Source organism: Nocardioides luteus (assembly GCF_000960475.2).
Classification (GTDB): domain Bacteria; phylum Actinomycetota; class Actinomycetes; order Propionibacteriales; family Nocardioidaceae; genus Nocardioides; species Nocardioides luteus_A.
In genome coordinates, this window is record NZ_JZDQ02000011.1 from 136663 (window position 1) to 163532 (window position 26870).

Genomic DNA, 26870 nt, shown 5'->3' on the forward strand with positions numbered 1-26870 from the left:
TCAGGGCAGTCAGACCAGCACGGTCGTGATCGGCTGGGAGGAGTCGGCGGGGAGGTCCAGCGCCGACGGGGTACGTCCCCTGGCGACCATCTCGGCCCCCAGCGCCGCCACCATCGCGCCGTTGTCGGTGCACAGGCCCGGGCGCGGGACCCGGACGCGGATGCCGAGCTTGGTGGCGCGCTCCTCGGCGAGCACCCGGAGCCGGCTGTTGGCGGCGACACCGCCGCCGATGATGATGTCCTCGATGCCTTCGGAGGAGGCTGCGTCGAGGGCCTTGCGCACCAGCACGTCGACCACGGCCTCCTGGAAGCTGGCGGCCACATCGGCGACCGGAACGGCTTCGCCGCTGCGCTCCTTCGCCTCGATCCAGCGGGCGACCGCGGTCTTGAGGCCGGAGAAGGAGAAGTCGAAGCGGTGTCGCTCCAGGTCGCGGCGGGTGGTGAGGCCGCGAGGGAAGTCGATCGCGATCGAGCTGCCCGAGGTGGCGGTCCTGTCGATCACCGGACCGCCCGGGAAGCCGAGGCCGAGCAGGCGGGCGACCTTGTCGAAGGCCTCGCCCGCGGCGTCGTCGATGGTGGCACCCATCGGGTCGACACCCTGAGTGATGTCGGTGACCTTGAGCAGGCTGGAGTGGCCTCCGGAGACGAGCATGGCGATGCAGGGCTCGGGAAGCGGGCCGTGCTGCAGCTGGTCGACCGCGACGTGTGAGGCCAGGTGGTTGACCCCGTAGATCGGCTTGTCGAGTCCGAGGGCGAGCGCCTTGGCCGCCGCCACGCCGACCAGCAGGGCGCCGGCGAGGCCGGGCCCTGCGGTGACTGCGATCGCGTCGACGTCGCTCAGCTTGATGCCCGACTCCTCGCAGGCCCGCTCGATCGTCGGCACCATCGCCTCGAGGTGCGCCCGGCTCGCCACCTCGGGCACGACCCCACCGAACCGGGCGTGCTCCTCGACGCTGCTCGCCACCGCATCGGCCAGGAGCGTGTGTCCGCGGACGACGCCGATCCCCGTCTCATCGCACGACGTTTCAATCCCGAGCACTAGCGGTTCATCGGCCATGGGTTGCATTCTGCCGTGTCCACGTCAGGTCACCGTGAATCGGTCTGGGAGCGGCACCGGTCGGATTCTGTGAAAGAAATGTTTCTTTCACGCGGGGAGGTTGGGCATCAACAAGTACTGCCTGGGCATCGTGGACTCACCACCGCGAGCCCAAGCCGCACCACCCGGTCATCCCGCGAAAGAGACTTTTCTTTCACCCGCGGCCAGCGTCCCGCCGGGACACGACATCCTCGGTCCAGATCCGAGAGGCGTCGCCAAGAGTCATCGGGGCGTGACCGTCACAGACGCTCGCCCAGAGCCCACGGAGGATGACGGCCTCACGACCGACGTCTGACTGCTTGATCGTGTTGCCGAGGGTCACGCACAGCTCCCGCCATGCCTCGGCGACCTGTTCGGCCACGAAGTCGTCGGATCGGCCCATCTCCTCGAACGCCAGGAGGGTTCTGATCGGGAACAGCTCGGCGTCCGCACATGGTATGAAGCCCGCCGCGCCTCTGGCGCCGGTGCGATCACGCATGACATCGATGATGACCCCTAGGTGCGCTCCCACGACCCGAGCGAGCCTCCGTTGGCCACCGCCGAGCCATCGATGAACCGTGGGCACGCTGGCGCCCATCGTTTCGCCGATCGCCCTCAGCGACGGCGTCCGCATCCCCTGCAGGCTGATGGCGCGCGCCAGCCCCAAGCCGGCCTCTCGCGTCATCGAGTCGGTAGCAAACTGAACCATGACGACAGAAGACCACGGATGGGAAATCGCTGCCGAAAGTTATCCACAGGCCGATGAATCTCTTGAGGTCAGCTGAGTTCGAGCGCCAGCACGATCCCAGTGGCGCCGTCGCGGTAGTAGCGCTCACGGCGGTCGATCTCGACGAACCCAGCCTGGTCATAGAACCGGATGGCCCCGACGTTGTCCTCACGGACCTCGAGGAGAATCCGCTCGGCTCCCTCGTTCCGAGCGAGCTCGATCGACGCGTCGAGGAGCGCCCCACCGATCCCCCGACGACGCTGCTCCGTAGCAGTCGCGATCCGCTGGAGCTCGGCGATCTCGTAGACGACGCTCAGCAGCGCATGGCCGACGATCGTCCCCGCATCGTCGACGGCGACGAGGATCCGGACTGTCGGCATCTTCCCGTCGATGGCCACCTGCAGATACTCGGGCGTCCAGGCATCCTCGGGGAACGCCTCGACCTCGAGGTCGGCGATCGCGTCGACGTCGTCCGGGCCGGCCGAGCGTACGGTCACCGGGAGATCGCCTTCTTCTGGGCAGCCTGCTCCACCGCATCCGGCCGGCGCAGATAGAGCGGCTCGGGGTCCATCAGCTCGACCCGCTCCTCGGCCACCGCCCGAGCCAGCCACCCCGCGGACGGGCGCACCGGGCCGACCGGAGTCGGGAACGCGTCGGGATAGAGCAGGGCGCCCTCTCCGACCACCGGCACCGAGGTGGCGACCTCGGCGGGGCGGGCGACGACGGGACCCTCGAGCCGTACGCCGTCGGAGTCGTAGGAGGCCAGGTAGACCTCCTTGCGACGCGCATCGGTCGCCACGAAGAACCCCTCACCGATCCCGGAGGCGACAGCCTCCACCGCCAGTATGTCCAAGGTGCAGGCCGCGTAGACCGGGATCTCCAGCGCGAACCCGAGCGTCCGGGCGGTGACCAGCCCGACCCTGAGACCGGTGAACGGCCCGGGGCCGGCACCGACGGCGATGGCGGTCAGATCCTGGCGTACGATCCCGGCCTCGGTGAGGACGGCGGAGATCAGCGGCGCCAGCTGTTCACCATGCTTCATGGTGCGGTCGGAGACGACCTCGGCGACGACATCGTCACCATCGTGGAGCGCCACAGTCACCTGGGGCGTGGCGGTGTCAAAGGCGAGAAGCACACTCCCACCCTAGAGCGCGCCCTAGAGCCTGCTGAGATCCACACCGCGCCAGCGGGGTCCGACCGGAACGATCTCCACGCGCCGCGGGTCCGCGCCGTCGGGCGCATCGACCAGATCCAGGGGCGCCTCGTCGGCCTCGGCACGTACGATCCGGATCTCCAGCCGCGACTCGGAGAGCCCCTCGGCCAGGCCCTCGCCCCACTCGACGACGGTCACCGCGTCGTCGAGATCGGTGTCCAGGTCGAGGTCGTCGAGCTCGTCGATCCCGCCGAGCCGATAGGCGTCGACGTGAACGAGCTCGGGACCGCCGACCGTCGAGGGATGCACCCGGGCGATCACGAAGGTCGGTGAGGTGATCTCGCCGCGCACCCCGAGCCCGAGGCCGAGACCCTTGGTGAAGGTGGTCTTGCCGGCGCCGAGGCCGCCGGAGAGGACGAGTACGTCGCCGGCGGCGACCAAGGCGGCCACCCGTCGACCGAGCTCGAACATCGCCTCGGCGTCGAGCGCCTCGACGACATGCTCGTTCAGCGGACGGTGCAGCCGCACCGCCGGCGACTCGCGAGAGATCTCTCGAAAACCCTGACGAACCCAGAACCGCAACGTCGCCGGGAGCTCCTCGCGCGCGATCACCGCAAGATCGCCGAAACCCTCGGAGACGGCGAGGGAGGCGGCGTACGTCACCATCTTGTGCGCCACCCCATGACCCTGCTGATCAGGCAGAACAGCGAACCGACGCAGCCACATGGTCGAGTCGGCGGGATCCATCACCACCGTGCCGACCCCGACTCCGTCCAGCCGCGCCAGCACGCCCCCGAAGCCGGAGAGGCGCTCCTTCATCGACCCCTCGGACTCCCCGAGCGCATCGGCGGGCGGGTCGAGCGGCGGGCGGGCGGAGAAGGCCGCGCGGACGATGGCGAGCACCTCGGCCGCGGCCTCCGGCCCGACCCGCTCGAACTCGAGCGTCATGCCGAAGCCGCATCCCGGGTGGCCGAGGCGAGCAGCTGGTCGAGCTCGGCGTTGACCTGTCCGTGCCGCTCGAGGATCACCATGTGGCCGGCGTTCTCGCACTCGACCAGGCGCGAGCCCGGGATGTAGGAGTGCAGCTTGCGGCTGTGGCCGATCGAGGTGAGCCGGTCGGCGGTGCCGCAGATGATCGTGGTCGGCACCCGGCCGAGCGTGGTGATCGATGCGAACTTGTCCAGCGCACGGAAGCTCGGGAAGAACTCCGCGACCACCTCGAACGGCGTCTGCGAGAGCAGCCCGTCGACGAACTCGACGTACGCCGCGGGCACCTCGTCCCCGAAGGCGAACACGTCGGTGAAGACCGTCGCCACCGAGGCCCCCATGACCCGGAACCGGTCGACGATCCCGTGCCCCCGCGCCAGCGTCCGCATGGTGCCGTTGGCGATCCCGCCGGAGAGCTTGGCCGGAAGCACCGGGATCAGCAGACGGCTCGGGTCGAGGCCACCGGCGGTGGTCGAGATCAGGGCGGCGCCGATGATGCGGCCGCCCTCGTCGTAGGGCGCGAACAGCTCGGGGTGGTCCTCGGCGAGCGCGGCGATCGTCATCCCGCCCATCGAGTGGCCGATCAGGATCACCGGCCCCTCCGGCACGACCGCGTCCAGCACCCGGAGCAGATCGTCACCGAGCTGGTCGATCGTGGCGTTGCCGAGCGAGGAGCGACCGCTGCGGCCATGGCTGCGCTGGTCGTAGAAGACCGACCGCACCAGGCCCCGGTAGGCGGCGCGCTGGAAGTGCCAGCAGTCGAGGTTGAGGCAGTAGCCGTGCACGAAGACGAGCGTCACCCCGTTCGCCCCGCCCGGGTGCGTGTGAGCCGGGTCGACCTCGTCGACCTCGACGTGAAGGGGTACGCCGTCGGCGGTCACCACGGTGACCGGGCAGGAGCGCAGGGTCCCGAGCGGGGTCCGGTCCTCGGGCCGTTCCTCGATCGCGCGGCGGCGCTTCTTGACCACCACCGCGCCACGGGCCGCGGCGGCGACCGCGGCCGCTCCCAACGTTCCGGCCGCGATCTGACCGATCCGTGTCGCGATGCTCATCTGTCGCCTCCCTGTTCGGCCTGCTCGGTCTGCTCGGTGTCCACGTACCGCCGCTTCATCCGCCCTCCGATCCTGGTGACGACCTCGTAGGCGATGGTCTCGCTCGCCTCCGCCCAGTCCTGGGCCGTCGGCTCGCCGTCGGCGCCGGTACCCCACAGGAGCACCTCGGCGCCGGGTTCGACCGAGGCGTCCCTGAGCTCGACCACGATCTGGTCCATGCAGATGGTGCCCCGCACCGGTCGCCGGGCGCCGTCCACCCATACCGACGCGCGATTCCCGGCACGCCGCTGGATGCCCTCGGCGTAGCCGACCGGGATCAGCCCCACCGTCGTCGGCTCCTCGGCCACCCAGGTGTGGTTGTAGGAGACGCCCGCACCCGCCTCGATCTGCTTCACCATCGCCAGCTCCGCCCGCACGGTCATCGCGGGGACGAGCCCGAGCTCTGCCCACGGCGAACCCTCGACGCCGGGCGCCGGGTCGATGCCGTAGGTCGCGATCCCGACCCGCACCAGGTCGAGCCGTGCGCTGGGGCGCAGCAGCGCTCCCGCGGAGTTGGCCAGGTGGCGTACCTCCGGCCGGAGACCGGCCTCCTCGGCGACCGCGAGCGCCTCGCCGAAGACCTTCTCCTGGAGGGCGCTGATCGGGTCGGCGGTGTTCTCGCTGGCGCTGAAGTGCGACCAGATCCCGGTGACCCGGATCGCTCCCTCGGCCTCCAGGATGCGCGCCCGCGCGACCAGGTTCGACCAGTCGGCGAAGGCAGCACCGCCCCGGGAGAGGCCGGTGTCGACCTTGAGCTGCACCCGCGGCGTACGGCCCAGGGCGTCGCCGGCGGCGGCGAACTTCTCCAGGTCGGCGACGGTGTAGGCGGTGACGTCGATGTCGGCGGCGACGAGGTCCTCGGCAGGCTCGCTCGGCATGATCAGCCAGGCCAGCAGCCGTCCCTCGTCACCGGCCGCGCGCAGCACGAGCGCCTCGTCCGCCGACGCCACGCCGAGCCAGTCGGCGCCGCCCTGGCGAGCGGCCCGCCCGGCCTCGACCAGGCCGTGCCCGTAGCCGTCGGCCTTCACGACCGTCATGATCGGCGTACGCAGGTGCTCTCTCAACCGCGAGACGTTGTTGCGGATCGCGGCGAGGTCGATGACGATCTCGGCTCGCCGAAGCGGAGCCCGAGGCGCTGGGCTCGGTGACATGGTGTCAAGGATAGTTGCCGCTAACTCGAGACAGCAGGAAGGGATCGGATAACGGCAGGTATCGCCGCGGCGACACCGCTCGCGGTGACCGGCCCGCCGGCGCTCGCCAGGGTCGCCGCCGCGCCGTGCAGCCAGGCCCCGGCCGAGGCGGCGTCGATGGGGGCGAGACCGGTGGCGAGCAGCGAGCCGATCAGCCCGCCCAGCACGTCTCCCGAGCCCGCCGTGGCGAGCCAGGACGTCCCCGTCGTGTTGACCCGTACGGGCGTGTCGGGATCCGGCGAGGCGATCGTGGTCCGCCGCCCCTTGAGCAGCACCACCGCCTCGAACCGCTGGGCCGCCAGCCGGGCGTAGTGCAGCGGTCGAGCCTCGATGTCGGCACGGTCCTCCCGGATCAGCGCCGCCAGCTCACCCGCGTGCGGCGTCAGGATCGCGGGCACGCCGAGCGGCCCGTTGAGCGCACGGAGGCTGTCGGCGTCGATGACGAGAGGTACGCCGCTGGCCCGCGCGAACGCGAGCGCGCTGTTGGCGCCGTCGGCACTGCCCGAGCCGACCACCCAGGCCTGGGCCTGTCCGTCGCCGACGACCTCCGGGTGCTGGCGCTTGACCCACTCCGAGGCGGTCCCGACGTAGCGGACCATCCCGGCCAGGCCGGTGTTGGCGCCGGCGACGGCCAGCAGCGCGGCGCCCGGATAGGTGGCGCTGCCGACGCGGAGACCGACCACGCCGCGGGTGTACTTGTGCCCGTCCGGCGCGGGGCGCGGCACCAGCGCGGCCACGTCGGCTGCCTCGAGGCTCTCGATGGCCGGGATCGGCAGCTCGAGCCCGATGTCGACCAGCTGGACCTTCCCGCACGCCGACGCCGCCGGGTCGAGCAGATGACACGGCTTGTAGGTGCCGAAGGTGACCGTCAGGTCGGCGGTCACATGGGCCCCGTCGACCTCCCCGGTGTCGACGCAGACCCCGCTCGGCGTGTCGACGGCGACCACCGGAACCCCGGCCAGCACGTCCAGCGCCTCCTCGGCCTCCGGCCGCAGCCCCGGCTTCCCGCCGATCCCCACGATCCCGTCGATCACCAAGTCCCCGGTGATCGAGCCTGTCGAGATCACACCAGAGGAAACGATCCCCCCTGCCGCCTTCAGAGCACCGACCCCACCTGTGTGCGCCCGATCCGACAGCAACCACGCCTCGACCCGCGCCCCGCGACGCGCGAGCAGCGCCCCGGCGTACAGCGCGTCTCCGCCGTTGTCGCCGCTCCCGACGAGCAGGACGACACGCTTTCCGTAGGCACCGCCCAGGTGGTCGATGACCGCGTAGGCCAGCCCGGCCGCCGCACGCTGCATCAGGGCGCCTTCTGGCAGGCTCGCCATCAAGGCCTTCTCTGCCGCTCTGACCTGCTCGACCGAGTGCGCACGCCGCATGCGCCCAGCCTACGCGCCGAGGCGCTGCCGGGGTGGGGCCGAAGGGCTCCAACAGGCCCGTCAGTCCTCCAGGACGACCATCGCCGAGGCGATCCCGGCGTCGTGGGAGAGCGAGAGGTGGACGGTGGCGACGCCCAGCTTCGTGGCCTGCGCCAGCACCGTGCCGCGGAGCTCGAACCGGGGCTGCCCCGACGACTCCGAGATCACCTCGGCGTCGTGCCACTCCATCCCCTGCGGCGCGCCCAGCGCCTTGGCGAGCGCCTCCTTCGCGGCGAAGCGGGCGGCCAGCGATGCGATCGGCTTCGCCGCCTCGGCAGGGGTGAACAGCCGCTCACGCAGCCGCGGCGTACGCTCCAGCGACTCCTCGAACCGCGCGAGGTCGCACACGTCGATCCCGACTCCGATCACGGCCATCAGCGCAGCGCCATCACTCGACCGTGACCGACTTGGCGAGGTTGCGGGGCTGGTCGACGTCGTAGCCGAGCTCGGTGGCGAGCTGGCAGGCGAAGAGCTGCAGCGGCACGACCGCGACGAGGGGCTGCAGCAGCACCGGCACCTTCGGCAGCCGGATGATCGTGTCGGAGACCGAGTCGACCGAGTCGTCGCCCTCCTCGACCAGCGCGATGGTGCGCGCACCCCGGGCGCGGACCTCCATGATCCCCGAGCGCATCTTGTCGTGCAGGAAGTCGCGGCCGCGCGGGGGCACGATGCACCAGATCGGCAGCCCCTCCTCGACCAGCGCGATCGGGCCGTGCTTCAGCTCGCCGGCGGCGAACCCCTCGGCGTGCAGGTAGGCGAGCTCCTTGAGCTTGAGCGCACCCTCCAGGGCGACCGGATAGCCGGCGTGGCGCCCGAGGAACAGGAAGGCCCGGCGGTCGGCGTACTCACGCGCCAGGTCGTAGACCTGCGGTGCGGTCTCCAAGACCTTCGACACGGCAGCGGGCATCGCCTCGAGCTGGGTCATCACGCCGTCGATCTCGTCGCCGTACATCGTGCCCTTGACCTGCGCCAGGTAGAGCGCGAGCAGGTAGCAGGCGACCAGCTGGGTGACGTACCCCTTGGTCGAGGCGACCCCGATCTCCGGGCCGGCGTGGGTGTAGATGACCGCATCGGACTCGCGCGGGATCGTGGAGCCGTTGGTGTTGCAGATCGCCAGCACCTTGGAGCGCTGCGAACGGGCGTGCCGGATCGCCTGCAGGGTGTCGGCGGTCTCGCCGGACTGCGAGATCGCCACCACCAGGGTGGAGTTGTCGAGGATCGGGTCGCGGTAGCGGAACTCGGAGGCCAGCTCGACCTCGACCGAGATCCGGCACCAGTGCTCGATGGCGTACTTCGCGACCATGCCGGCGTAGAACGACGTCCCCGCGGCGATGATGATGATCTTGGTGACCTCGCGCAGCTCGTCGTCGTCGAGCCGCATCTCGTCGAGGTGGAGCGACCCCGAAGGCGTACGCCGCCCCAGCAGCGAGTCGGCCACCGCACGAGGCTGCTCGAGGATCTCCTTGCGCATGAACCAGTCGTGGCCGTCCTTCTCGGCGGCGGCCAGGTCCCAGTCGACGTGGAAGCGGCGGCCCTCGGCGGGGGTGCCGTCGAAGTTGGTGACGGTCGCGCCCTCGCGGGTGATCGTGACGACCTGGTCCTGGTCGAGCTCGAGCGCCTCGCGGGTGTGCTCGATGAACGCGGCGACGTCGGAGCCGAGGAAGGACTCCCCCTCGCCCAGACCGACCACGAGCGGGCTGTTGCGCCGTGCGGCGACCACCCGGGACGGGTCCTCCGCGTCGATCGCGACGAACGTGAAGGCACCTTCGAGGACCGAGCAGACCTTCTGCATCGCGATGGTCAGGTCGGCCCCGCCGACGACCTCACGCTCCAGCAGGTGGGCGGCGACCTCGGTGTCGGTCTGCGAGGCGAACTCGTGGCCGTCGGCCTCCAGCGAGGCCCGCAGCTCGGCGAAGTTCTCGATGATCCCGTTGTGCACGACCGCGACCCGGCCGGTGCGGCCGACGTGCGGGTGGGCGTTGCCGTCGGTCGGGCCGCCGTGGGTCGCCCAGCGGGTGTGGCCGATCCCGGTCGTCGACGCCGGCAGCGGCGTGTCCGCGATCGCCTTCTCCAGGTTGGCGAGCTTGCCGGCCCGCTTGTCCACGGCCAGCTTGCCCTGCTGATCGCCTCGGGCTCCGCTTCGGCCGTCCGCGATCAGCGCGATCCCCGCCGAGTCGTAGCCGCGGTACTCCAACCGCCGCAGGCCATCGATCACGACGCCCTGCGCCGACCGGTCTCCGACGTACCCAACGATGCCGCACATGGCGGATGATCCTACGGCTCTCGTGGGCCCCATAAGGAAGCGGCGGCGGTTGTGCGTAACAATCGTTGCCATGTCACACCCCGGGCCACACGGCGATGACCGCGGCTCCTCGCCCTACGTCGAGCTCGACCGAAGCGCGTGGGCCGAGCTCGCGACCGAGACCGAGAGTCCGCTGACCGAGGCAGAGATCGAGTCGCTGCGTGGCCTGGGCGACCAGATCGACCTCAAGGAGGTCGAGGAGGTCTACCTGCCGCTGAGCCGCCTGCTGAGCCTCTACGTGAGCGCCTCGGCGAAGCTCCACGACCAGCAGGAGCTCTTCCTCGGCAAGACGATGCCGGAACGTACGCCGTTCGTCATCGGTGTCGCCGGGTCGGTCGCGGTCGGCAAGTCGACCACCGCTCGTGTGCTCCAGCAGATGCTCGCCCACTGGCCCGAGCACCCCAACGTCGCCCTGGTCACCACCGACGGGTTCCTCTACCCCAACGCCGAGCTCGAGCGTCGTGGGCTGATGGAGCGCAAGGGCTTCCCGGAGTCGTACGACCGCAAGGCTCTGCTCCGCTTCCTCGTCGACCTCAAGTCGGGTGAGGACGAGGTGCGCGCGCCGATCTACTCACACCTGACCTACGACGTCACCGACCAGACCGTGCTCGTCAAGAAGCCCGACATCGTCATCCTCGAGGGCCTCAACGTCCTGCAGCCCTCCCGGGTCCGCGCCGACGGCACCATCTCGCTGGCCCTCTCGGACTTCTTCGACTTCTCCGTCTACGTCGATGCCGGGTCGCGCGACATCAAGCAGTGGTACGTCGACCGCTTCCTCCGGCTGCGCGAGACCGCCTTCCGCGACCCGTCGTCCTACTTCACGAAATATGCGGCCCTGTCGCACGACGAGGCCGTCACCCGCGCCACCGAGATCTGGAACGAGATCAACGGCCCCAACCTCCGCGAGAACGTCCTCCCCACCCGCTCCCGCGCCACCCTGGTCCTGCGCAAGGACAGCGACCACTCGGTCCGCTACGTACGCCTGCGCAAGATCTGACGCCGAGTCGGCTCATCCTGACCGAAAACCTCGCCGAGTCGGCTCGTCATGACGAGCCGACTCGGCAACGGGTGTGATCGGAGGGGTCAGAGTGACAGACGCTCTCGCACGACCTCGGCGAGCCGCTCGGCACACGCCTCGGCCTCGTGATGGGTGGGGGCCTCGACCATGACGCGTACGAGGTTCTCGGTGCCGGAGGGACGCAGCAGGATGCGCCCGGAGCCGGCGAGGGCCTTCTCCTCGACGGCGACGGCCTCGAGGAGCCCGTCGTCGGTCTTGCAGCGGGCCTTGTCGACGCCCTTGACGTTGAGCAGGACCTGCGGGAGGCGGGTGACGACGGAGGCGAGGTCGGCGAGCGTACGCCCGGTGTCGGTCATCCGCTGCAGGACGTGCAGGGCGGTGAGGATGCCGTCGCCGGTGGTGGCGTGCTCGCTCATGATGATGTGGCCGGACTGCTCGCCGCCGATGGCGTAGCCGCCGCGGCGCATCTCCTCGAGCACGTAGCGGTCGCCCACGGCGGTCTGCTTCACGTGGACGCCCGCGGCGTCCATCGCCTTCACGAAGCCGAGGTTGCTCATCACCGTGACGACCACGGTGTCGTCCGGGAGCCGGCCGGCGTCGTGGAGCCCGAGGGCGAGGATGGCGATGAGCTGGTCGCCGTCGACCAGGTTGCCCTGGGCGTCGACGGCCAGGCAGCGGTCGGCGTCGCCGTCCCAGGCGAAGCCGACGTCGGCACCGTGCTCGACGACGGCCTTCTGGAGCATCTCGGGGTGGGTCGAGCCAACGCCGTCGTTGATCGAGAGGCCGTCGTTGATGTCGTTGATCGCGATCACCTTCGCGCCGGCCTGGTCCAGGGCGAGCGGACCGGCGGCCGCGGCGGCGCCGTTGGCGCAGTCGACGACGACGGTCAGCCCGTCGAGACGCCGCTCGAGCGTGGAGATCAGGTGGGCTGCGTACGTCTCCACGGGGTTCTCGTGGGACGAGATCCGGCCCACCGACGCGCCGGTCGGGCGGTCCCAGGGCTCGTCGAGGTGTGCCTCGATCCGGTCCTCGAGCACGTCGTCGAGCTTGTGCCCGCCGCGCTGGAGGAACTTGATGCCGTTGTCGGGCATCGGGTTGTGGGAGGCCGAGATGACCACGCCGAGGTCGGCCTGGAGAGCCGCGGTGAGGTAGGCGACCCCGGGCGTCGGCAGCACGCCCACATCGATCACGTCGCAGCCGGCCGAGGCGAGACCACCGGCGACCGTGGCCTGCAGGAACTGTCCGGAGACGCGCGAGTCGTTGCCGACGACCGCCAGCGGCTTGCGTCCGCTCCCGGAGTTCCGCAGCTCCTCGGTCAGGACAAGTGCCGCGGATGTCGCCAGGTTCTGGGCGAGCGAGGCGGTGAGGATGTCGCCGTTCGCGAGACCGCGAACTCCGTCAGTGCCGAAAAGGCGTGCCACGTCCGTGTGACCTTCTTTCGTACGTCGGCCCCCGCCCGAAAAGTGAGTCGGGGTGCCTCGGCGAGCCGAGGCACCCCAACAATGCTAGGCGATCGCGAGGGCGATCAGCGCTTGCTGAACTGCGAGGCCTTGCGGGCCTTCTTGAGACCGGCCTTCTTCCGCTCCACCACGCGGGCGTCGCGGGTGAGCAGACCGGCCTTCTTCAGGGTCGGGCGGTTGGCCTCGACGTCGACGTCGTTCAGCGCACGGGCCACGCCGAGACGCAGCGCGCCGGCCTGGCCGGCGATGCCGCCGCCGTCGATGCGGGCGATCACGTCGAAGCGACCCTCGAGCTGCAGCGCGGCGAACGGCTCGTTCGCGATCTGCTGGTGCAGCTTGTTGGGGAAGTAGTCCTCGATGGTGCGACCGTTGATGGTCCACGCGCCGGTGCCCGGAACGATCCGGACGCGGGCGACGGACTCCTTGCGGCGGCCGGTGGCGGCGGCCGGGGCGATGGTCGCCGGGCGCTCGGGGGTGTCGGCGGACGGGGCGCTCTCGGAGGTGTACGCGAGGCCCTGCTCGTCGGTCTCGAAGGTCTCCTCGACCTCTACGTTGTTCTCAGTCATGTCCTGGTCCTGGCTCACTGGGCGATCTGCTTGATCTCGAACGGAACGGCCTGCTGCGCGGCGTGCGGGTGCTCAGGGCCGGAGTAGACCTTCAGCTTCTTGAGCATCTGACGGCCGAGCTTGTTCTTCGGCAGCATGCCCCACACGGCCTTCTCGATCGCCTTGCGAGCGTCCTTGTCCAGGACCTCACCGATCGGGGTGGCCGTCAGGCCGCCCGGGTAGCCCGAGTGACGGTAAGCCAGCTTGGTGGTCTTCTTGTTGCCGGAGAGGGAGACCTTCTCGGCGTTGATGACGATGACGAAGTCGCCGGTGTCCGCGTTGGGCGCGAAGATCGCCTTGTGCTTGCCGCGGAGGAGCTCGGCGACCTGGACAGCGAGGCGGCCGAGACGGACGTCGGTCGCGTCGATCACGAGCCAGGCGCGCTCGATGTCGCCCGGCTTGGGAGCGTAAGTACGCACGTGTGCCTTCTTAGTTCGTAGTGCCCGCCCAGCGGATGCAGGAGGCGGGATGTTGCTGCGTGGCTTCTGACGAACACGGCCCGGCTTGCCCTGTCGGCTGGAATCCCAGCGACAGTCATCCGGATCTGCGCCCCTGACCGTGCGACAGTTCTCATCGAACCAGGGATCAGGACGCGGCAGGAGTCACGACCGAACAAGGTTACGAGCCCCCGCGTGGCGGAGACAAATCAAGACGTACGCCGCCGGTCGGGGAGCCTGGCGGCGTACGCGATCTTGGGGTGGGTCAGCTCGACTGGCCCTCGGAGGAGGAGCCGTCGGGCCGCACCTGCTGCTGGTCGAAGCCGCCGGGCCCACCGCCGCCCTGGCCGAAGTCGGGCAGCTGACCACCCTCGGGCAGCTGCCCGTAGGGCATCGGACCGCCGCCACGCCGGCCCAGCTCCCGCTGGCCCTGGTCGTCGCCGCCGCCCACGACGACGGCGGCGACTCCCGTGGCCACACCACCACCGAGGACGAGGCCGGCCGCCGCGGCGACCGCGACGCTCTTCCATCCGAAGATCCGCTCCGAGAGCTTCTTCCTCGGTGCCTTCGGGGCCACCGGAGCGGCGGTCGGCGGACCGAAGGCGGGCGGCGCGTAGGCCACCGGCGCGGGCTGTGCGGCAGGTTGCTCGGCGGGCTGCTCGGCGGCGGGCTGCTCGGCCGTCGGCTGCACCGGCTCGGGAGCCTCGTCGCCCGTACTCTTCTCGCTCATGTTTCCAGCGTCCGCCGAGTTCCTGTGACGAGGCTGTGCCGGACCTTTGACTTCGATGACAAAGCACGACGTACGCCGCGGGAACGTGTCCCGGTGACGTACGTCGTCCTCTTGTTTTCCGTCTGCTACTGGTCGGCGCCGACCTCACCCTCGGGAGCGAAGGCGTCGTCGTCGAGCTGGGCCGGGTCCGGGCCGTCGCGCGGCGCGGGAGGCTGCCCGGTCGTCGGCTTCTTCGCCGGGGCCTCGTCGCCGCCGAGGACGAGGGCTCCGACGGCGCCGCCCACGAGGAGGGCCAGCACCAGGGCGACGACCACGACGATCAGCACCTTCCGGCTGACCACCCGCGCCTCCGCCGGTGCATCGGCCGACTTCTCGATCGTGGTCATGCGAGCACCCGGTACTCGATGGCGACCGAGTACTTCCACACGTCGTAGCGCGAGCTCGACTGCAGACCGGAGACCCACCAGATCGAGGGACAATACTGCGTCGACCGACGGTCGGCGATCAGCGCGTTCGGCGTGGAGACCGACGCCATCGTCTTCCACTGCACGGAGTTGCCGAACTGGTGGCGCTGCGTGAGCGTCCAGTCACCGGAGGTCTGCGGCTTGTAGACGTGGGTCACGAGATAGACGTTCTTGGTGTAGCCCTTCGGCCGCCCGCCGTAGTGCTTCATCGTGAGGTTGCGGTAGTTGCCGTCGAACGACCGCGGCAGGCACGCGACGCTGTCGGTGATCACCCGTGACTTGGCGGTGTCGCCGCCCTGGCACTTGACGTTCGAGCGGTAACCGCGCGAGCCCGCCCAGTCGCTGCGCGCGGGCGCCTTGAGGGTCGAGCAGGAGCCGACGTACTTGTCCGCCAGCGCGCCCCCGGCGGTGAGCTTGCGGTAGAAGGTCTTCCAGATCAGCTTCTTCGAGGAGACCGTCACGTTGACCGCCTTGGCCACCGAGTTGCCAGCCGCGTCGGTGACGATGGCCTTGAGCGTGTAGGTGCCGGCGGGCACCTGGACACCCGCTGCGTCGAGCCCACTCCAGGTGACCTCCTTCTCCCACTCCACCCCTGCGCGCCCGCTCCATTCGAGCTGTCCGGACGCGATCGTGCGCAGAAGGGTTCCGTTGGACCGGAGGACCTGCAGGCGGTAACGCGGGTCCGTCGCGGTGTTGTACGACGTCTCGTCCACTCCGTAGATGCGGACCGTCGTTCGGTCTCGATACCCGTCACGGGCCGGGTAGAACGTACTGAGGCTGTTAGCCAGGGTGAAAGCCGGCGCAGTCCCGTCCAGCGTGAGGCCCGTCGCCCCGGAGCGACCCGTGGCGCCGTCCGACGGCCGGGTGACGTACGTTCTGATGTAGTACCAGCCATCAGCGGCTTGCGGCACCGGCAAGGCCACAGAGGCGACCCCAGCGGCGTCGAGCGTCGCCGGCACGGGCGCCGAAGGAGCTCCAAGTGACACCCCGTGGGGGTCCTCCAGCTGCCAGGCGATCTCGACGGACGAGTCAGCGCCACCTACAACCGTGACGCTGGCGGGAACCAGCTCGCCCGGACGTGCCGCCCGGCCGAGCGTGAATGTGGCGGACACGTCGAGAGACGGTGCAGGTTCGGGTGTCTGGGTCGCGGTCGGCGTCGGGTCGGCGGTGGCGGTCGGGTCGGCAGTGGCCGTCGGGTCCGTCGTCGGATCGGCAGTGGCCGTCGGCGTCGGGTCCGTGGTGGGCGACGGCGTCTCCGTCGCGAAGGCCGGCACCGCCGGCACGATCAGGGCGACGGCAGCAGCCGCCACCAGTGCGCGGACGCGCATCTGTGGTTCCTCCGAGTCTCTTGCCCGAGATGGTGGTGAGGTCGTCGCTTCGCTGCCGAGAACGCGAGGCGGGCCGAGATGGCTGACGGAATCTATACCCCCCGGGCCACACGCCCTCGGCACCGGTGTTCACCGCCCGCGCCTGCCGTGGCGACAACGATGGGACATCTGGCGTAGCCTGATCGTAGGATTGTCTGACAATCAGATGATCTTGGCTCAGATCACCGAGAACACCCCACGAGATGGAGGAGTGCGATGACCCTGCTCAACGAAGCTCAGGACACCGTTGCGACCAGCCTGACCCCCGCCGCCTTCGCTGCAGCCGAGGCGCACTCCGCGCACAACTACCACCCGCTCGAGGTGGTGATCAGCCACGCCGAGGGCGCCTGGGTGACCGACGTCGACGGTCGCCGCTGCCTCGACATGCTGGCCGGTTACAGCGCACTGAACTTCGGTCACGGCCACCCCGCACTGCTGTCCGCCGCCCGTGAGCAGCTCGACAAGGTCACCCTGACCTCGCGCGCGTTCGTCCACGACCAGTTCGCCGAGTTCACCGCCCGCCTGGCCGCGATGTGCGGCAAGGACATGGTGCTGCCGATGAACACCGGCGCCGAGGCCGTCGAGACCGCCATCAAGGTCGCCCGCAAGTGGGGCTACGACGTCAAGGGCGTGCCCGCCGACCGGGCCGAGATCATCGTGATGGGCGGCAACTTCCACGGCCGCACCACCACGATCGTCGGCTTCTCCGACGACGCCGACGCGCGCGACGGCTTCGGCCCGTTCGCCCCCGGCTTCGTGATGGTCCCGTACGCCGACCTGGCCGCCATCGAGGCAGCCATCACTCCCCACACGGTGGCCGTGCTGGTCGAGCCGATCCAGGGCGAGTCCGGCGTCGTCATCCCCGGCGACGACTTCCTCATCGGGCTGCGCGACCTCTGCACCCGCGAGAACGTGCTCTTCGCCGCCGACGAGATCCAGGCCGGCCTCGGCCGCACCGGCTACACCTTCGCCTGCGACCACGCCGGCGTGAAGCCGGACATGTACATCCTCGGCAAGGCGCTCGGCGGCGGCATCGTCCCGGTCTCGGCAGTCGTCGCCGACCGCAACGTGCTCGGCGTCATCGGCCCCGGCCAGCACGGCTCCACCTTCGGCGGCAACCCGCTCGCCTGCGCCGTCGGCACCGCCGTCATCGACCTGCTCGAGACCGGCGAGTTCCAGGCCCGCGCCGAGGCCCTCGGCCAGGTCCTGCGCGACCGGCTGATGGCCATGGTCGGCAAGGGCATCGTCGGCTTCCGCTCCCGTGGCCTGTGGGCCGGCGTCGACATCGACCCGGCCGTCGGCACCGGTCGCGAGATCTGCGAGCGCCTCCTCGCCCGCGGCGTGCTCGCCAAGGACACCCACGGCTCCACCATCCGCCTCGCGCCGCCCCTGGTGATCGCCGAGGACGACCTCCACTGGGCCCTGGACCAGCTCGAGGCGGCTGTCTCCGAGTAGGTCCCGACCGCGCTGTAACACGTCGTTCGACGTACTGGTCGCCCTGTGAGAGCGACCGGAGAGTACGTCGAACGACGTGTTACCTGTCTCTAGCGGTCGAGCGCGGCGAGATCGTCGATGATCTCGTTCGCCGCAGCGACGAACAGCTCCTGCAGCCCACGGATCAGCTCGGTGCAGGACCCCGTGTAAGCGTCCGGCGTGAGCGTGACCCGGTCCAGGCTGCCGGTGGACAGGATCTGGTTGACCGCCCGGTGCGCCGGGACCCCGATGGCCCCGTCGGTCGCGGTGTTGAAGGTGATCCGGTCGAGGGTCTCGCGCTGACGCTCCGAGGTCGCCGCGTAGAAGTCCGCGAGCGACCGACGCCAGGTGGCCTCGGCCGAGGCGAGCGCGGCGAGGTCTTCCTCGCTGATGGGTTCGGCCGACATACCCGCCGCCTGCGAGTGCTGGCGCTTCGTGAGCGCCTCCCTCATGAGGGCCCGCTCCTCGCCCAATGACCGGAACGCCGGGCGAATGGCGCCGAGCGCTTCGATCTGGGCATCGATCTCGGCGTCGCCGACCGACGGCACGAGCGTCGCGAGCGAGAGGAGATCGTCGGCGAGTGTCCCGTAGGCCGCCGCCACCACCTGGGACTGGGTCGTGTCACGGATGTCCGATCGTGTCTTCGCCATGCCGTCCAACGACCGCTGGATCCTCCCGAGGACGTCCGCGAGCTCCTGGTCGCCGCCGGCGTCGATCTGCTCCGCCTTCGCCGTCCAGATCGTGATGGCCTCATCGGTTGTCGCCTGCAACGGCCTCATCACGACGTCGGGGACGCCTGCCAAGGCGCCGTCGCGCTCGAACATCACGTTGATCGCCAGGTCGAACGTGCTGGGCAGCGCCTGCGCGACCGACTCGGCCCGGCGCACCGACGAGGTCGAGGTGGCGGTCGGCGACCCCGCCGGATCGGTGGCCCGGTCGGCGATGACGGGCTGGAGCGCCACCCCGGCGATACCGATGATCCCGACCGCCATCACGGTCCCGACGGCCGCGACCAGGCGGGCCCGGCGCACGCGGCGGCGGCCGCGGCGTACGTCCTCGGCGGGGTCCGCGAGCGGGACCGGAGCGGTCGCGCCGATGCGGTAGAGGCTGTCGCGCAGCAGGGTGTCGTCGTCGAAGGTGTTCATCGCTGGCCTCCTCGGGCAACGTCGGCGGAAGCGGGGCCGGGACGAAGGGTGCGGCGCAGGTTGGCCAGGGCGGTCGAGGTCTGGCTCTTGACCGTCCCCGTGGCGACCCCGAGGTCGGCGGCCGTCTCCTCGACCGACAGGCCCCAGTAGTGTCGGAGCACCACGATCCGGCGCTGACCTGCGGGTAGAGATCGCAGCGCGGCCCAGAGCTCATCGAGCTCCTCGACCCCGAGGCCGGCCGGCTCCGGCCGGTCGGCGACCTCGCCCGCTCGCTCGCGCCGCCACGGACGGCGGCCTTCGTCGAGATGGCTGTTGACCAGCACCCGACGTACGTAGGCATCGACGCTGTCGGCCTTCCGCACCTTTCGCCACGCCGCGTACACCTTCGACAGCGTCAGCTGCACGATGTCCTCGGCGCGATGCTCGTCCCCGCACAGCAGGTAGGCCGCGCGAAACAGGTGCGCGCGTCTCTCCCTGACGTAGGCGGTGAACTCCTCGTCCCGACTCACCAGTCTCCTCCTCCGGTTCCGACCCCCGACGCCCTACTGACGTAGTCGGTCGTCCATCGGTTGGGTCCCGGTAACTGCTTCCTGAGTGCGGGCGCCCATGTAACACGTCGTTCGTGGCACTACTCGCCCTATCAGAACGACCGGATAGTCCTACGAACGACGTGTTACAGCTCGCCTGAACCCACCCCGGAGCTCCGCGGCAGCATCTCCAGCAGCACCGGCAACGACCCCGCCAGCATCCCCAGCAGCTCCTCGCGCGACAGCCCGGCGGGATCCGCCTTCCAGGAGAGCACCAGCTCCTCCGACATCGCCTGCCACCCGCGCACCACCAATCGCGCGGCGGGAGTGTCCTCGACGAAGTCGGCACCGGCATCGAAGATCCGCAACCCCAACGCCAAGAAGGCCTCGTCGTAGATCTCGCGCAGGACCGGGTCGCTCGCGGCGCCACGGACCATCGAGACGTACCCCTCGTAGTTGGCGTCGACGAAGTCGACGTAGGCGGTCATCGACGCCAGCAGGCGCTCGACCGGCTCCCCCGTCGAGGGCGGCGCGGTCTGGGCGACGAGAGCGTCGGCGGCGCGGCGTACGACCGCCTCACGGAAGGCCATCTTGTCGCCGAAGTAGTGGTAGAGCAGCCCGCGCGAGATGCCGGCCTCGCGCGCCACCACGTCGATCGAGATCTCGTCGAGGGAGTGGCGCGCGAAGAGGCGAATGCCCAGGTCGAGCAGCTGCTCGCGGCGCTGCTCGGGCGTCAGTCTCGTGCGTTGGCTCATGCCGACCATTCTATTGACATCTGTTCAATAGGCAAGAATACTCTCGGTATGACCACTGCTGACCTCACCCACGTCGACCACCTGATCGTCGGTGCCGGCTTCGGGGGCCTGTGTGCGGCGATCAAGCTCGAGGAGGACGGCGAGCGCGACTTCGTCGTCATCGAGAAGGGCTCCGGCGTCGGTGGCACCTGGCGCGACAACACCTACCCCGGTGCCGCCTGCGACGTCCCCAGCCAGCTCTACAGCTACTCCTTCGCGCTCAACCCCGACTGGTCGATGAGCTTCTCGCCCCAGCCGGAGATCGAGGCGTACATCAAGAAGGTCGCCGAGCAGTCCGGCACGCTCGACCGCTTCGTCTTCGACACCGCGATGACCTCCGCGACCTGGGACGAGACCCAGCAGCGCTGGCTCGTCGAGACGGAGGGCAAGAGCGGAAAGAAGACGTACGCAGCGACCACCGTCATCGCCGGCCCCGGCGCTCTCTCCGAGCCGAAGCTCCCGGACATCGAGGGCATCGAGGGCTTCCAGGGCGAGATCTTCCACTCCGCGCAGTGGAACCACGACGTCGACCTCACCGGCAAGCGCGTCGCCGTGATCGGCACCGGCGCCAGCTCGATCCAGATCGTCCCGGAGATCCAGAAGAAGGCCGCCCGCCTGGACGTCTACCAGCGCACCGCGCCCTGGGTCCTCCCCCGCAACGAGCACCGCTACTCCAAGCTCGAGAAGGCCGCCTTCCGCCACGTCCCCGGCGTCCAGCGGCTCGCCCGCGCGGCGGTCTACTGGGGCCTGGAGGTCCGCGTCCTGGGCCTGGCCGTGGAGCCCAGGCTCACCAAGGCCCACGAGCTGATGGCGAAGAACAACATCCGCCGCGGCATCAAGGACCCCGAGCTGCGCCGCAAGGTCACCCCCGACTACACGCTCGGCTGCAAGCGCACGCTGATCTCCAACGCCTACTATCCGGCGCTGGCCGCCGACAACGTCGACCTGATCACCGACGGCATCGACCGGGTGAGCGAGCACGCGATCGTCGCCAAGGACGGCACCAGCCGCGAGATCGACGTCCTCGTCGTGGCGACCGGCTTCTACACGACCGACCTGCCGATCGCCCACGCGATCACCGGCAGCAAGGGCCGCACCATGGCCGAGCGGTTCGCGGAGGTGGGGATGAGCGCCTACAAGGGCACCACGGTCCCCGAGTTCCCGAACCTCTTCTTCGTGGTCGGCCCCAACACCGGCCTGGGCCACTCCTCGATGGTCTACATGATCGAGTCGCAGGTGGCCTACATCCGCGATGCGATCCGCACGATGCGTACGAACGCGTACGCCACCGTCGAGCCGACCGAGGACGCCACCTCCGCCTGGAACGACGACCTGCAGCGCAAGATGGACAAGACCGTCTGGTCGGAGGGTGGCTGCGCGTCGTGGTATCTCGACGAGCACGGCCGCAACACCACCCTGTGGCCGAGCTTCACGTTCCTGTTCCGCCACCTGACCAGCAAGTTCGATGTCGACAAGTACGTCGTCACCGCCGCCAGCACCCAGCACGCCGACACGACCCAGGAGAGTGTTCCCGCATGAAGTCCTTCGACGACAAGGTAGTCGTACTCACCGGAGCCGGCTCCGGCATCGGCCGCGCCCTCGCGGTCGACCTCGCCGGCCGTGGCGCCCGCCTGGCGCTCTCCGACGTCAACGAGGCCGGCCTGGCCGAGACCGTCGAGCTCGCCAAGCAGGCCGGCGCCCGCGAGATCAAGGAAGACAAGCTCGACGTCGCCGACCGCGAGGCCTTCAAGACGTACGCCGAGGGCGTCATCGCCCACTTCGGCACGGTCAACGTGGTCATCAACAACGCCGGCGTCGCGCTGTCCGGCCGGGTCAACGACCTCGAATGGGACGACATCGACTGGATCATCGGCATCGACTGGTGGGGCGTCGTGCACGGCACCAAGTTCTTCCTGCCGGCCCTGATCGAGTCCGGCGACGGCCACATCGTGAACATCTCCTCGCTGTTCGGGCTGGTCTCCATGCCCGACCAGGCGTTCTACAACGCGGCGAAGTACGCCGTGCGCGGCTTCACCGAGGCGCTGCGCGAGGAGATGCTGATCGACGGCCACAAGGTCGGCGTCACCTCGGTCCACCCCGGCGGCATCAAGACCGCGGTCGCCCGCAGCGCCCGCGTCTCGGCCAAGGACGACCAGGCCGCGACCGCGAAGTTCTTCGACGAGAAGCTCGCCAAGATGGAGCCGGCCCGCGCCGCCGAGATCATCATCAAGGGCATCGAGAAGAAGCAGGCCCGCGTGCTGGTCGGCCTCGACGCCCACGTCATCCACAACTTCGGCAAGTTCACCGGCTCGCGCTACCAGGACCTGGTCGCGCTGGGTGCGAAATACGTGCTGCCGAAGAAGAACGCCTGAGGCAGAATCGGCGCCCATGCGCTTCGAAGCCGGCCACCCCGTTCGTGTCGAGTTCACGAAGTGGGGTGGCCGGCCCCGTATAGCGCCGCATGACGGTTCTGCCGAGCGCTGGTTCGAGATCCTCGACACGCTCACACCGCCGGCGCCGGTCGTGGCAGATTGACCCCATGACGCGCTTCGAGGCAGGCACCAGGATCCGAGTCGACATGACGAAGTGGGGCAACAAGCCCCACTGGGGCTTCGACGGGATCTACCTCGGCGAGGACGAGCACGGCGAGTGGATCGGCCACCCGGTCGGCACGGAGTTCGCCCGGCCGGGCAAGGGGTGGGTCGCCGACTGGGACTCGGTCAGTCTCATCCCCCACCGCGACGCCGCTCACTTCGCCGCCTTCAACCAGCCCAACGGGCGGGTGAGCTCGCAGATATATGTCGACATGTGTACTCCGCCGATGTGGCAGGACACGACCGTCACCTGCATCGACCTGGACCTCGACGTGGTCAAGAAGTTCGACGGCTCGGTCTACATCGACGACCAGGACGAGTTCGAGCACCATCAGATCGAGTTCGGCTATCCGCCCGAGATCATCTCGATGACCGAGGACTCCGCCGAGCGGGTCTATCTCGCGGTCAAGGAGGGGAAGGCGCCGTACGACACGACCCCTGAGCGCTGGTTCGAGGTGCTGGCCGGGCTCTGAGGCCTACGAGTCGGTCTCGGCGACGGGCACCGGCGCAGCGGTCCGGTCCTTGCGCAGCGGACCGACGAGCCGCGGCCCGGAGAGTCGCGTCTCGATCCGCCAGGACCGGCGACTGAGCGGCTGGGCGATGTATTCGCCCAGATAGACGCCGGAGGCGAGGGCGAGCGCGACCGAGGCCGCGGTGAAGAGAGCGACCAGGCCGACCGAGGTGGTCGCCGGCGTCTCCTGGGCCAGCATCGTGAGACCGCGGTAGATCGAGTAGCCGGGCAGGAACGGCACCACCGACGAGACCACGATCACCAGCGGCGGCACCTTCAGCCGGGTGGCGACCGAGTAGGCGATGAGACCGATGAAGAGGGCGGCCACGGCCACCCGCCACGTACGTCCGACGTCGCCGGGCACGACGATCGAGAGGACCACGGCGATGCCGGCGATGACGGCGATCGGGAGCAGCGTCCGCTTGGGGGCGTACGCCGCGTAGGCGAAGGCCGCGGCACCGACCGCGCCACCTCCGGTGGCGAGGGTGATCGACTGCAGCGTGCTGGTGCCGCTCGAGACGGCTCCGTGGATCGGCACCCCGACCGCGCTCGCGAAGACCAGACCGCCGGTGACCCCGGCGATGATCCCGGCCGTCGAGACCAGGGCCTCCATGATCCGGGCGCTGGCGGTGACGTGGAAGCCGGTCAGCGCGTCCTGCAGGGCACCCATGAAGCTGATCCCGGCCAGCATCACGGTGATGTTGGCGGTGATCGAGGTGGAGACGTCGAGGTCCAGCGGCAGCGCCGCGGCGATGACCGCGAGCAGCGTGGCCAGGCCGGCGCCAGCGACCTGCAGGTAGAAGAGCGGCAGCCGCCAGCGGCGGTGGAGGAGGTGCTGCAGCTGGTCGATGGACGCGCCCGAGATGAAAGAGAGGACGACGACCCAGGGATCACCACCGACGTAGACGGTGAACGCGGCGGCCATCACCGCCATCCCGAGCGTCGCGGCCCAGCGCGGCCGGCGGTGGCCGCCGGAGATGATCCGGCCCAGCGCGATCCGGGCGCCCTGCAGGTCCACCTCGTCGCGTACGACCTGACGGACCAGGTGGTCGACGGCGGTCAGGTGGTCGTAGTCGATCGTGCGGTTCTTGACCTGGCGCGTGGTGTGGATCGGGATCGCTTCCGGGTCGGCCTGATAGCTCATCGAGAGGCTGGTGTAGGTGACGTCGACCTCGGCTCCGCGCAGCCCCAGATGTTGGGAGAGCGACCTCATCGTCGCAGTCACGTCAGCGGCCCCGGCGCCGGTCGAGATCAGCAGCTCACCGACGCGGAGGCAGAAGTCCAGAGTCAGGTTCACCTCACGCGCGTCCACCGTCACAGGGTGCCATCGGGGCGGTGATCGACAGGCATTCACGGTGCTCGACAAACAGGCCCGTGCAAGGAACGCTCAATACATGCGGATCGACTTCCATCCCTCCCCCCGGCCGACGCTCGGCGTCGAGTGGGAGCTTGCGCTCGTCGACCGCCGGACCCGCGATCTGGTCAACGTCGCCGACCACCTCTTCGCCCGGGCCAAGGCCCGGGTTCCCAACCCGGAGCGGATCCACAAGGAGCTGCTGCGCAACACCGTCGAGATCGTCACCGGGATCTGCGGGACGGTCGAGGAGGCCATCGACCAGATCCGCGAGACGACCCTCGAGGTCGTACGCGCCGGGGACGATCTCGGGGTGGACCTCTTCGGCGCCGGCACCCATCCGTTCGCGTCCTGGACCACCCAGGAACTGTCCGCGGGACATCGCTACGAGGAGCTGATCAACCGCACCCAGTGGTGGGGGCGGCAGATGCTGATCTGGGGCGTGCACGTCCACGTCGGGATGCCGGAGCGGGACCGGGTGCTGCCGGTCCTCAACGGGCTGCTGACCTACTACCCCCACTTCCAGGCACTGTCGGCCTCCTCCCCGATCTGGGCCGGCGTCGACACCGGCTACGCGTCCAACCGTGCGCTCATGTTCCAGCAGCTGCCGACCGCCGGGCTGCCGTTCCAGTTCGCGACGTGGCCGGAGTTCGAGGCGTACGTCTCGGACCAGACGGTCACCGGCGTGATCGAGGACATCAGCGAGATCCGGTGGGACATCCGGCCCTCGCCCCGGATCGGGACCATCGAGAACCGGATCTGCGACGGGGTCGCGACCCTTCAGGAGCTGGCCGCGATCGCTGCGCTGGCCCACTGCCTCTGCGTCGACCTGGACGCCCGGGTGGCGGCCGGGGAGCCGATCGCCACGATGCCGCCGTGGCACGTGCAGGAGAACAAGTGGCGCGCCGCCCGCTACGGGCTGGACGCGATCGTGATCCTCAACGACGCCTCCGAGGAGCGGCTGGTGACCGACGACCTCGCCGACCTGCTGGTCCGGCTGGAGCCGGTCGCCGCGCGCCTCGGCTGTGAGAAGGAGCTCGCCGGGGTGCACGACATCATCCACAAAGGTGCCTCCTACCAGCGGCAACGCGCGATCGCGGCCTCTACCGAGGGTGACCTGGTCGCGGTCGTGGACTCGGTCGTACGCGACCTGCGCGGGTCGCTCTAGGCCGTTCGGCGTGAGGGCAGCGGCGGCAGCGCGTCGGTCGCCTCGAACTGCCCCATCCCGGTGACCCCGAGCAGGTCGACGATGATCGACCTGATCTGGACGAGGATGACCTCGGCGTTGAGGGAGTCCGTACGCTCCACCTCGGCCGAGTGCTCGCCGACCGCGAGCAGCACCGATCTGGCCTCCTCGCTCAGTCCGTCGGGGCCGAGGCCCGCGGCGAGCTCGGACTCGATGACGTCGACGGCGTCGGCGAGCCCGAAGGCCAGCTGGTAGTAGCTCTCCGGCACGATGTCGCCGCGATAGGCCGACACCGCCGCCCGCCGCACCAGCACCCGGGTGCTCCGCAGCGCGCGGTCGAGCGGCTCGACCAGCTCGGCCATCCGGTGTACGTGGCTGCGATGCCGGAACCGGAACGGCGACACCGCCAGCACCGACATCCCCTCGTCGGACGCATCCTGCAGCTCGCGGATCAGCGGGTCGGTGGCGCGCGCGTCGGCGAGCACCTTGAGCCCGTGGACCGCGTCGGCGTCGAGCATCACCTGGCCCGCGGCACGCAGCAGCGAGGCGATCTTCCTGGCGACCACGGCCGCCTGCTCACCCGGACGTCGCAGCGGCGCTGCGGGCACGATCGAGGCCGCCACCAGCGCGACCGCACCACCGATCAGCGCGTCGGTCCAGCGGGTGAACGCCGCGCCGGGCGTCGGCAGCAGCCCCATCACGAAGATCGACTGCACCGCCGCCTGGTTGCGGAAGACCTGGCCCGAGGAGATGAAGATGCCGACGGCCATGGCCATCGCCACCACCAGGGTCATCTGCCAGGCACCCTCGCCGATGACCTGCACGACGATGTCGCCCAGGAAGACGCCGAGCGCGACCCCGATGGTCACCTCGGTCACCCGCCGCAGTCGTTGGCCGTAGGAGGTGCCGAGACTGACCACCGCCGCGATCGGCGCGAAGACCGGTTGGACGTGGCCGAGCAGCGACGCCGCGATGAACCACGCCGCCCCGGCCGCGGCGGCGGCCTGGAGCACGTGCCACCGCTTCGACTTCAGCCGCGCCAGCCGGCGACGTACGTCGGACTTCACCTGCTCACGTGTGACCCGCGGAGCAGAGAACGCCATGGGCGGGATCCTATCGGTCCAGACCCCTGCCGAGACGTCACCCGCGTCGGCCGAGTGGGCACGGTGATGCCCACTCGGCCGACGGGACTGACGCCTCGGCCGACGGGACTGACGCCTCGGCCGACGGGACTGACGCCTCGGCCGACGGGACTGACGCCTC

28 protein-coding genes are annotated in these 26870 nt (G+C 69.9%); 7 read left to right on the forward strand and 21 right to left on the reverse strand.

Annotation, left to right across the window (positions count from 1 at the left end):
- Positions 1-9 precede the first annotated feature (9 nt).
- From tsaD to glmS, 10 genes are all read right to left on the reverse strand, one after another.
- A complete protein-coding gene (gene tsaD / locus UG56_RS09815) occupies positions 10-1056 on the reverse strand; it encodes a tRNA (adenosine(37)-N6)-threonylcarbamoyltransferase complex transferase subunit TsaD (protein WP_045549807.1) in 1047 nt (348 codons plus the stop codon).
- A gap of 193 nt (positions 1057-1249) precedes the next feature.
- On the reverse strand, positions 1250-1708 hold the full coding sequence (locus UG56_RS09820; RefSeq protein WP_143054981.1) for a hypothetical protein: 459 nt from the start codon (positions 1706-1708) through the stop codon (positions 1250-1252).
- A gap of 143 nt (positions 1709-1851) precedes the next feature.
- Positions 1852-2298 (reverse strand): ribosomal protein S18-alanine N-acetyltransferase, encoded by a 447-nt coding sequence (gene rimI / locus UG56_RS09825; protein ID WP_045549805.1) that lies wholly within the window; start codon positions 2296-2298, stop codon positions 1852-1854.
- A complete protein-coding gene (tsaB, locus tag UG56_RS09830) occupies positions 2295-2936 on the reverse strand; it encodes a tRNA (adenosine(37)-N6)-threonylcarbamoyltransferase complex dimerization subunit type 1 TsaB (protein ID WP_045549804.1) in 642 nt (213 codons plus the stop codon). The genes rimI and tsaB overlap by 4 nt, the downstream gene beginning before the upstream one ends.
- A 21-nt stretch (positions 2937-2957) precedes the next feature.
- Positions 2958-3902, reverse strand: a complete 945-nt coding sequence (tsaE, locus tag UG56_RS27515; RefSeq protein ID WP_084100843.1) for a tRNA (adenosine(37)-N6)-threonylcarbamoyltransferase complex ATPase subunit type 1 TsaE — start codon at positions 3900-3902, stop codon at positions 2958-2960.
- Complete coding sequence (locus UG56_RS09840) at positions 3899-4993, reverse strand: alpha/beta fold hydrolase (RefSeq protein WP_045549803.1); 1095 nt, start codon at positions 4991-4993, stop codon at positions 3899-3901. The genes tsaE and UG56_RS09840 overlap by 4 nt, the downstream gene beginning before the upstream one ends.
- Entirely contained in the window at positions 4990-6183 is a 1194-nt protein-coding gene (gene alr / locus UG56_RS09845; protein ID WP_071326996.1) for an alanine racemase, read from the reverse strand. The genes UG56_RS09840 and alr overlap by 4 nt, the downstream gene beginning before the upstream one ends.
- A 20-nt stretch (positions 6184-6203) precedes the next feature.
- Positions 6204-7550 carry an NAD(P)H-hydrate epimerase gene (locus UG56_RS09850; RefSeq protein ID WP_256206533.1) on the reverse strand — a complete coding sequence of 449 codons (1347 nt, stop codon included), beginning with the start codon at positions 7548-7550 and terminating at the stop codon, positions 6204-6206.
- Positions 7551-7661: 111 nt separating this feature from the next.
- A complete protein-coding gene (locus UG56_RS09855; RefSeq protein WP_045551548.1) occupies positions 7662-8015 on the reverse strand; it encodes a holo-ACP synthase in 354 nt (117 codons plus the stop codon).
- A 13-nt stretch (positions 8016-8028) separates the two neighbouring features.
- A complete protein-coding gene (gene glmS / locus UG56_RS09860) occupies positions 8029-9903 on the reverse strand; it encodes a glutamine--fructose-6-phosphate transaminase (isomerizing) (protein WP_045551549.1) in 1875 nt (624 codons plus the stop codon).
- Positions 9904-9973: 70 nt separating this feature from the next.
- Here glmS and coaA point away from each other — a divergent pair, with 70 nt between their 5' ends.
- Positions 9974-10939 (forward strand): type I pantothenate kinase, encoded by a 966-nt coding sequence (coaA, locus tag UG56_RS09865; RefSeq protein ID WP_045551550.1) that lies wholly within the window; start codon positions 9974-9976, stop codon positions 10937-10939.
- 86 nt (positions 10940-11025) lie between these two features.
- Here coaA and glmM read toward each other — a convergent pair whose 3' ends face one another.
- The 6 genes from glmM to UG56_RS28320 form a co-directional block, all read right to left on the reverse strand.
- Entirely contained in the window at positions 11026-12381 is a 1356-nt protein-coding gene (gene glmM / locus UG56_RS09870; protein WP_045551551.1) for a phosphoglucosamine mutase, read from the reverse strand.
- Between the two features lie 104 nt (positions 12382-12485).
- Complete coding sequence (gene rpsI, locus UG56_RS09875; RefSeq protein WP_045551552.1) at positions 12486-12986, reverse strand: 30S ribosomal protein S9; 501 nt, start codon at positions 12984-12986, stop codon at positions 12486-12488.
- 14 nt (positions 12987-13000) lie between these two features.
- On the reverse strand, positions 13001-13444 hold the full coding sequence (gene rplM, locus UG56_RS09880; protein WP_008362447.1) for a 50S ribosomal protein L13: 444 nt from the start codon (positions 13442-13444) through the stop codon (positions 13001-13003).
- Between the two features lie 283 nt (positions 13445-13727).
- On the reverse strand, positions 13728-14192 hold the full coding sequence (locus tag UG56_RS09885; protein WP_071326998.1) for a hypothetical protein: 465 nt from the start codon (positions 14190-14192) through the stop codon (positions 13728-13730).
- Between the two features lie 125 nt (positions 14193-14317).
- Positions 14318-14578: a hypothetical protein gene (locus UG56_RS09890; RefSeq protein ID WP_045551892.1), complete on the reverse strand. Its 261-nt coding sequence runs from the start codon at positions 14576-14578 to the stop codon at positions 14318-14320.
- Positions 14575-15984, reverse strand: coding sequence for a hypothetical protein (locus UG56_RS28320; protein ID WP_045551893.1), 1410 nt, complete (start codon positions 15982-15984; stop codon positions 14575-14577). Before UG56_RS28320 ends, UG56_RS09890 begins: the two co-directional genes overlap by 4 nt.
- Positions 15985-16239: 255 nt before the next feature.
- Between UG56_RS28320 and rocD the strand changes: the two genes are divergently transcribed.
- The gene (rocD, locus tag UG56_RS09900; RefSeq protein WP_045551894.1) at positions 16240-17478 is read left to right on the forward strand and encodes an ornithine--oxo-acid transaminase; all 1239 of its coding nucleotides are present in this window, start codon (positions 16240-16242) and stop codon (positions 17476-17478) included.
- Positions 17479-17567: 89 nt separating this feature from the next.
- On the opposite strand, the gene UG56_RS09905 is transcribed toward rocD, so the two are convergent.
- From UG56_RS09905 to UG56_RS09915, 3 genes are all read right to left on the reverse strand, one after another.
- The gene (locus UG56_RS09905; protein ID WP_071326999.1) at positions 17568-18641 is read right to left on the reverse strand and encodes a nitrate- and nitrite sensing domain-containing protein; all 1074 of its coding nucleotides are present in this window, start codon (positions 18639-18641) and stop codon (positions 17568-17570) included.
- Positions 18638-19150 (reverse strand): SigE family RNA polymerase sigma factor, encoded by a 513-nt coding sequence (locus tag UG56_RS09910; RefSeq protein WP_045546811.1) that lies wholly within the window; start codon positions 19148-19150, stop codon positions 18638-18640. Before UG56_RS09910 ends, UG56_RS09905 begins: the two co-directional genes overlap by 4 nt.
- Before the next feature lie 164 nt (positions 19151-19314).
- Positions 19315-19923 carry a TetR/AcrR family transcriptional regulator gene (locus UG56_RS09915; protein ID WP_256206534.1) on the reverse strand — a complete coding sequence of 203 codons (609 nt, stop codon included), beginning with the start codon at positions 19921-19923 and terminating at the stop codon, positions 19315-19317.
- 48 nt (positions 19924-19971) lie between these two features.
- Between UG56_RS09915 and UG56_RS09920 the strand changes: the two genes are divergently transcribed.
- From UG56_RS09920 to UG56_RS09930, 4 genes are read left to right on the forward strand one after another with little or no spacing between them, the layout of a single operon-like run.
- The gene (locus tag UG56_RS09920) at positions 19972-21501 is read left to right on the forward strand and encodes a flavin-containing monooxygenase (protein ID WP_045546809.1); all 1530 of its coding nucleotides are present in this window, start codon (positions 19972-19974) and stop codon (positions 21499-21501) included.
- Positions 21498-22334 carry an SDR family NAD(P)-dependent oxidoreductase gene (locus UG56_RS09925; protein ID WP_045546808.1) on the forward strand — a complete coding sequence of 279 codons (837 nt, stop codon included), beginning with the start codon at positions 21498-21500 and terminating at the stop codon, positions 22332-22334. The genes UG56_RS09920 and UG56_RS09925 overlap by 4 nt, the downstream gene beginning before the upstream one ends.
- 16 nt (positions 22335-22350) lie before the next feature.
- Positions 22351-22497: a hypothetical protein gene (locus UG56_RS28325; RefSeq protein WP_177191451.1), complete on the forward strand. Its 147-nt coding sequence runs from the start codon at positions 22351-22353 to the stop codon at positions 22495-22497.
- A gap of 4 nt (positions 22498-22501) precedes the next feature.
- On the forward strand, positions 22502-23029 hold the full coding sequence (locus tag UG56_RS09930; protein ID WP_045546807.1) for a DUF402 domain-containing protein: 528 nt from the start codon (positions 22502-22504) through the stop codon (positions 23027-23029).
- A 3-nt stretch (positions 23030-23032) separates the two neighbouring features.
- Here UG56_RS09930 and UG56_RS09935 read toward each other — a convergent pair whose 3' ends face one another.
- Entirely contained in the window at positions 23033-24379 is a 1347-nt protein-coding gene (locus tag UG56_RS09935; protein ID WP_256206535.1) for a threonine/serine ThrE exporter family protein, read from the reverse strand.
- A gap of 82 nt (positions 24380-24461) precedes the next feature.
- Here UG56_RS09935 and UG56_RS09940 point away from each other — a divergent pair, with 82 nt between their 5' ends.
- Complete coding sequence (locus UG56_RS09940) at positions 24462-25589, forward strand: glutamate--cysteine ligase (RefSeq protein WP_045546805.1); 1128 nt, start codon at positions 24462-24464, stop codon at positions 25587-25589.
- Here UG56_RS09940 and UG56_RS09945 read toward each other — a convergent pair.
- Entirely contained in the window at positions 25586-26710 is a 1125-nt protein-coding gene (locus UG56_RS09945) for an FUSC family protein (protein WP_045546804.1), read from the reverse strand. The two genes, UG56_RS09940 and UG56_RS09945, sit on opposite strands and share 4 nt — an antisense overlap.
- Between the last annotated feature and the right edge of the window lie 160 nt (positions 26711-26870).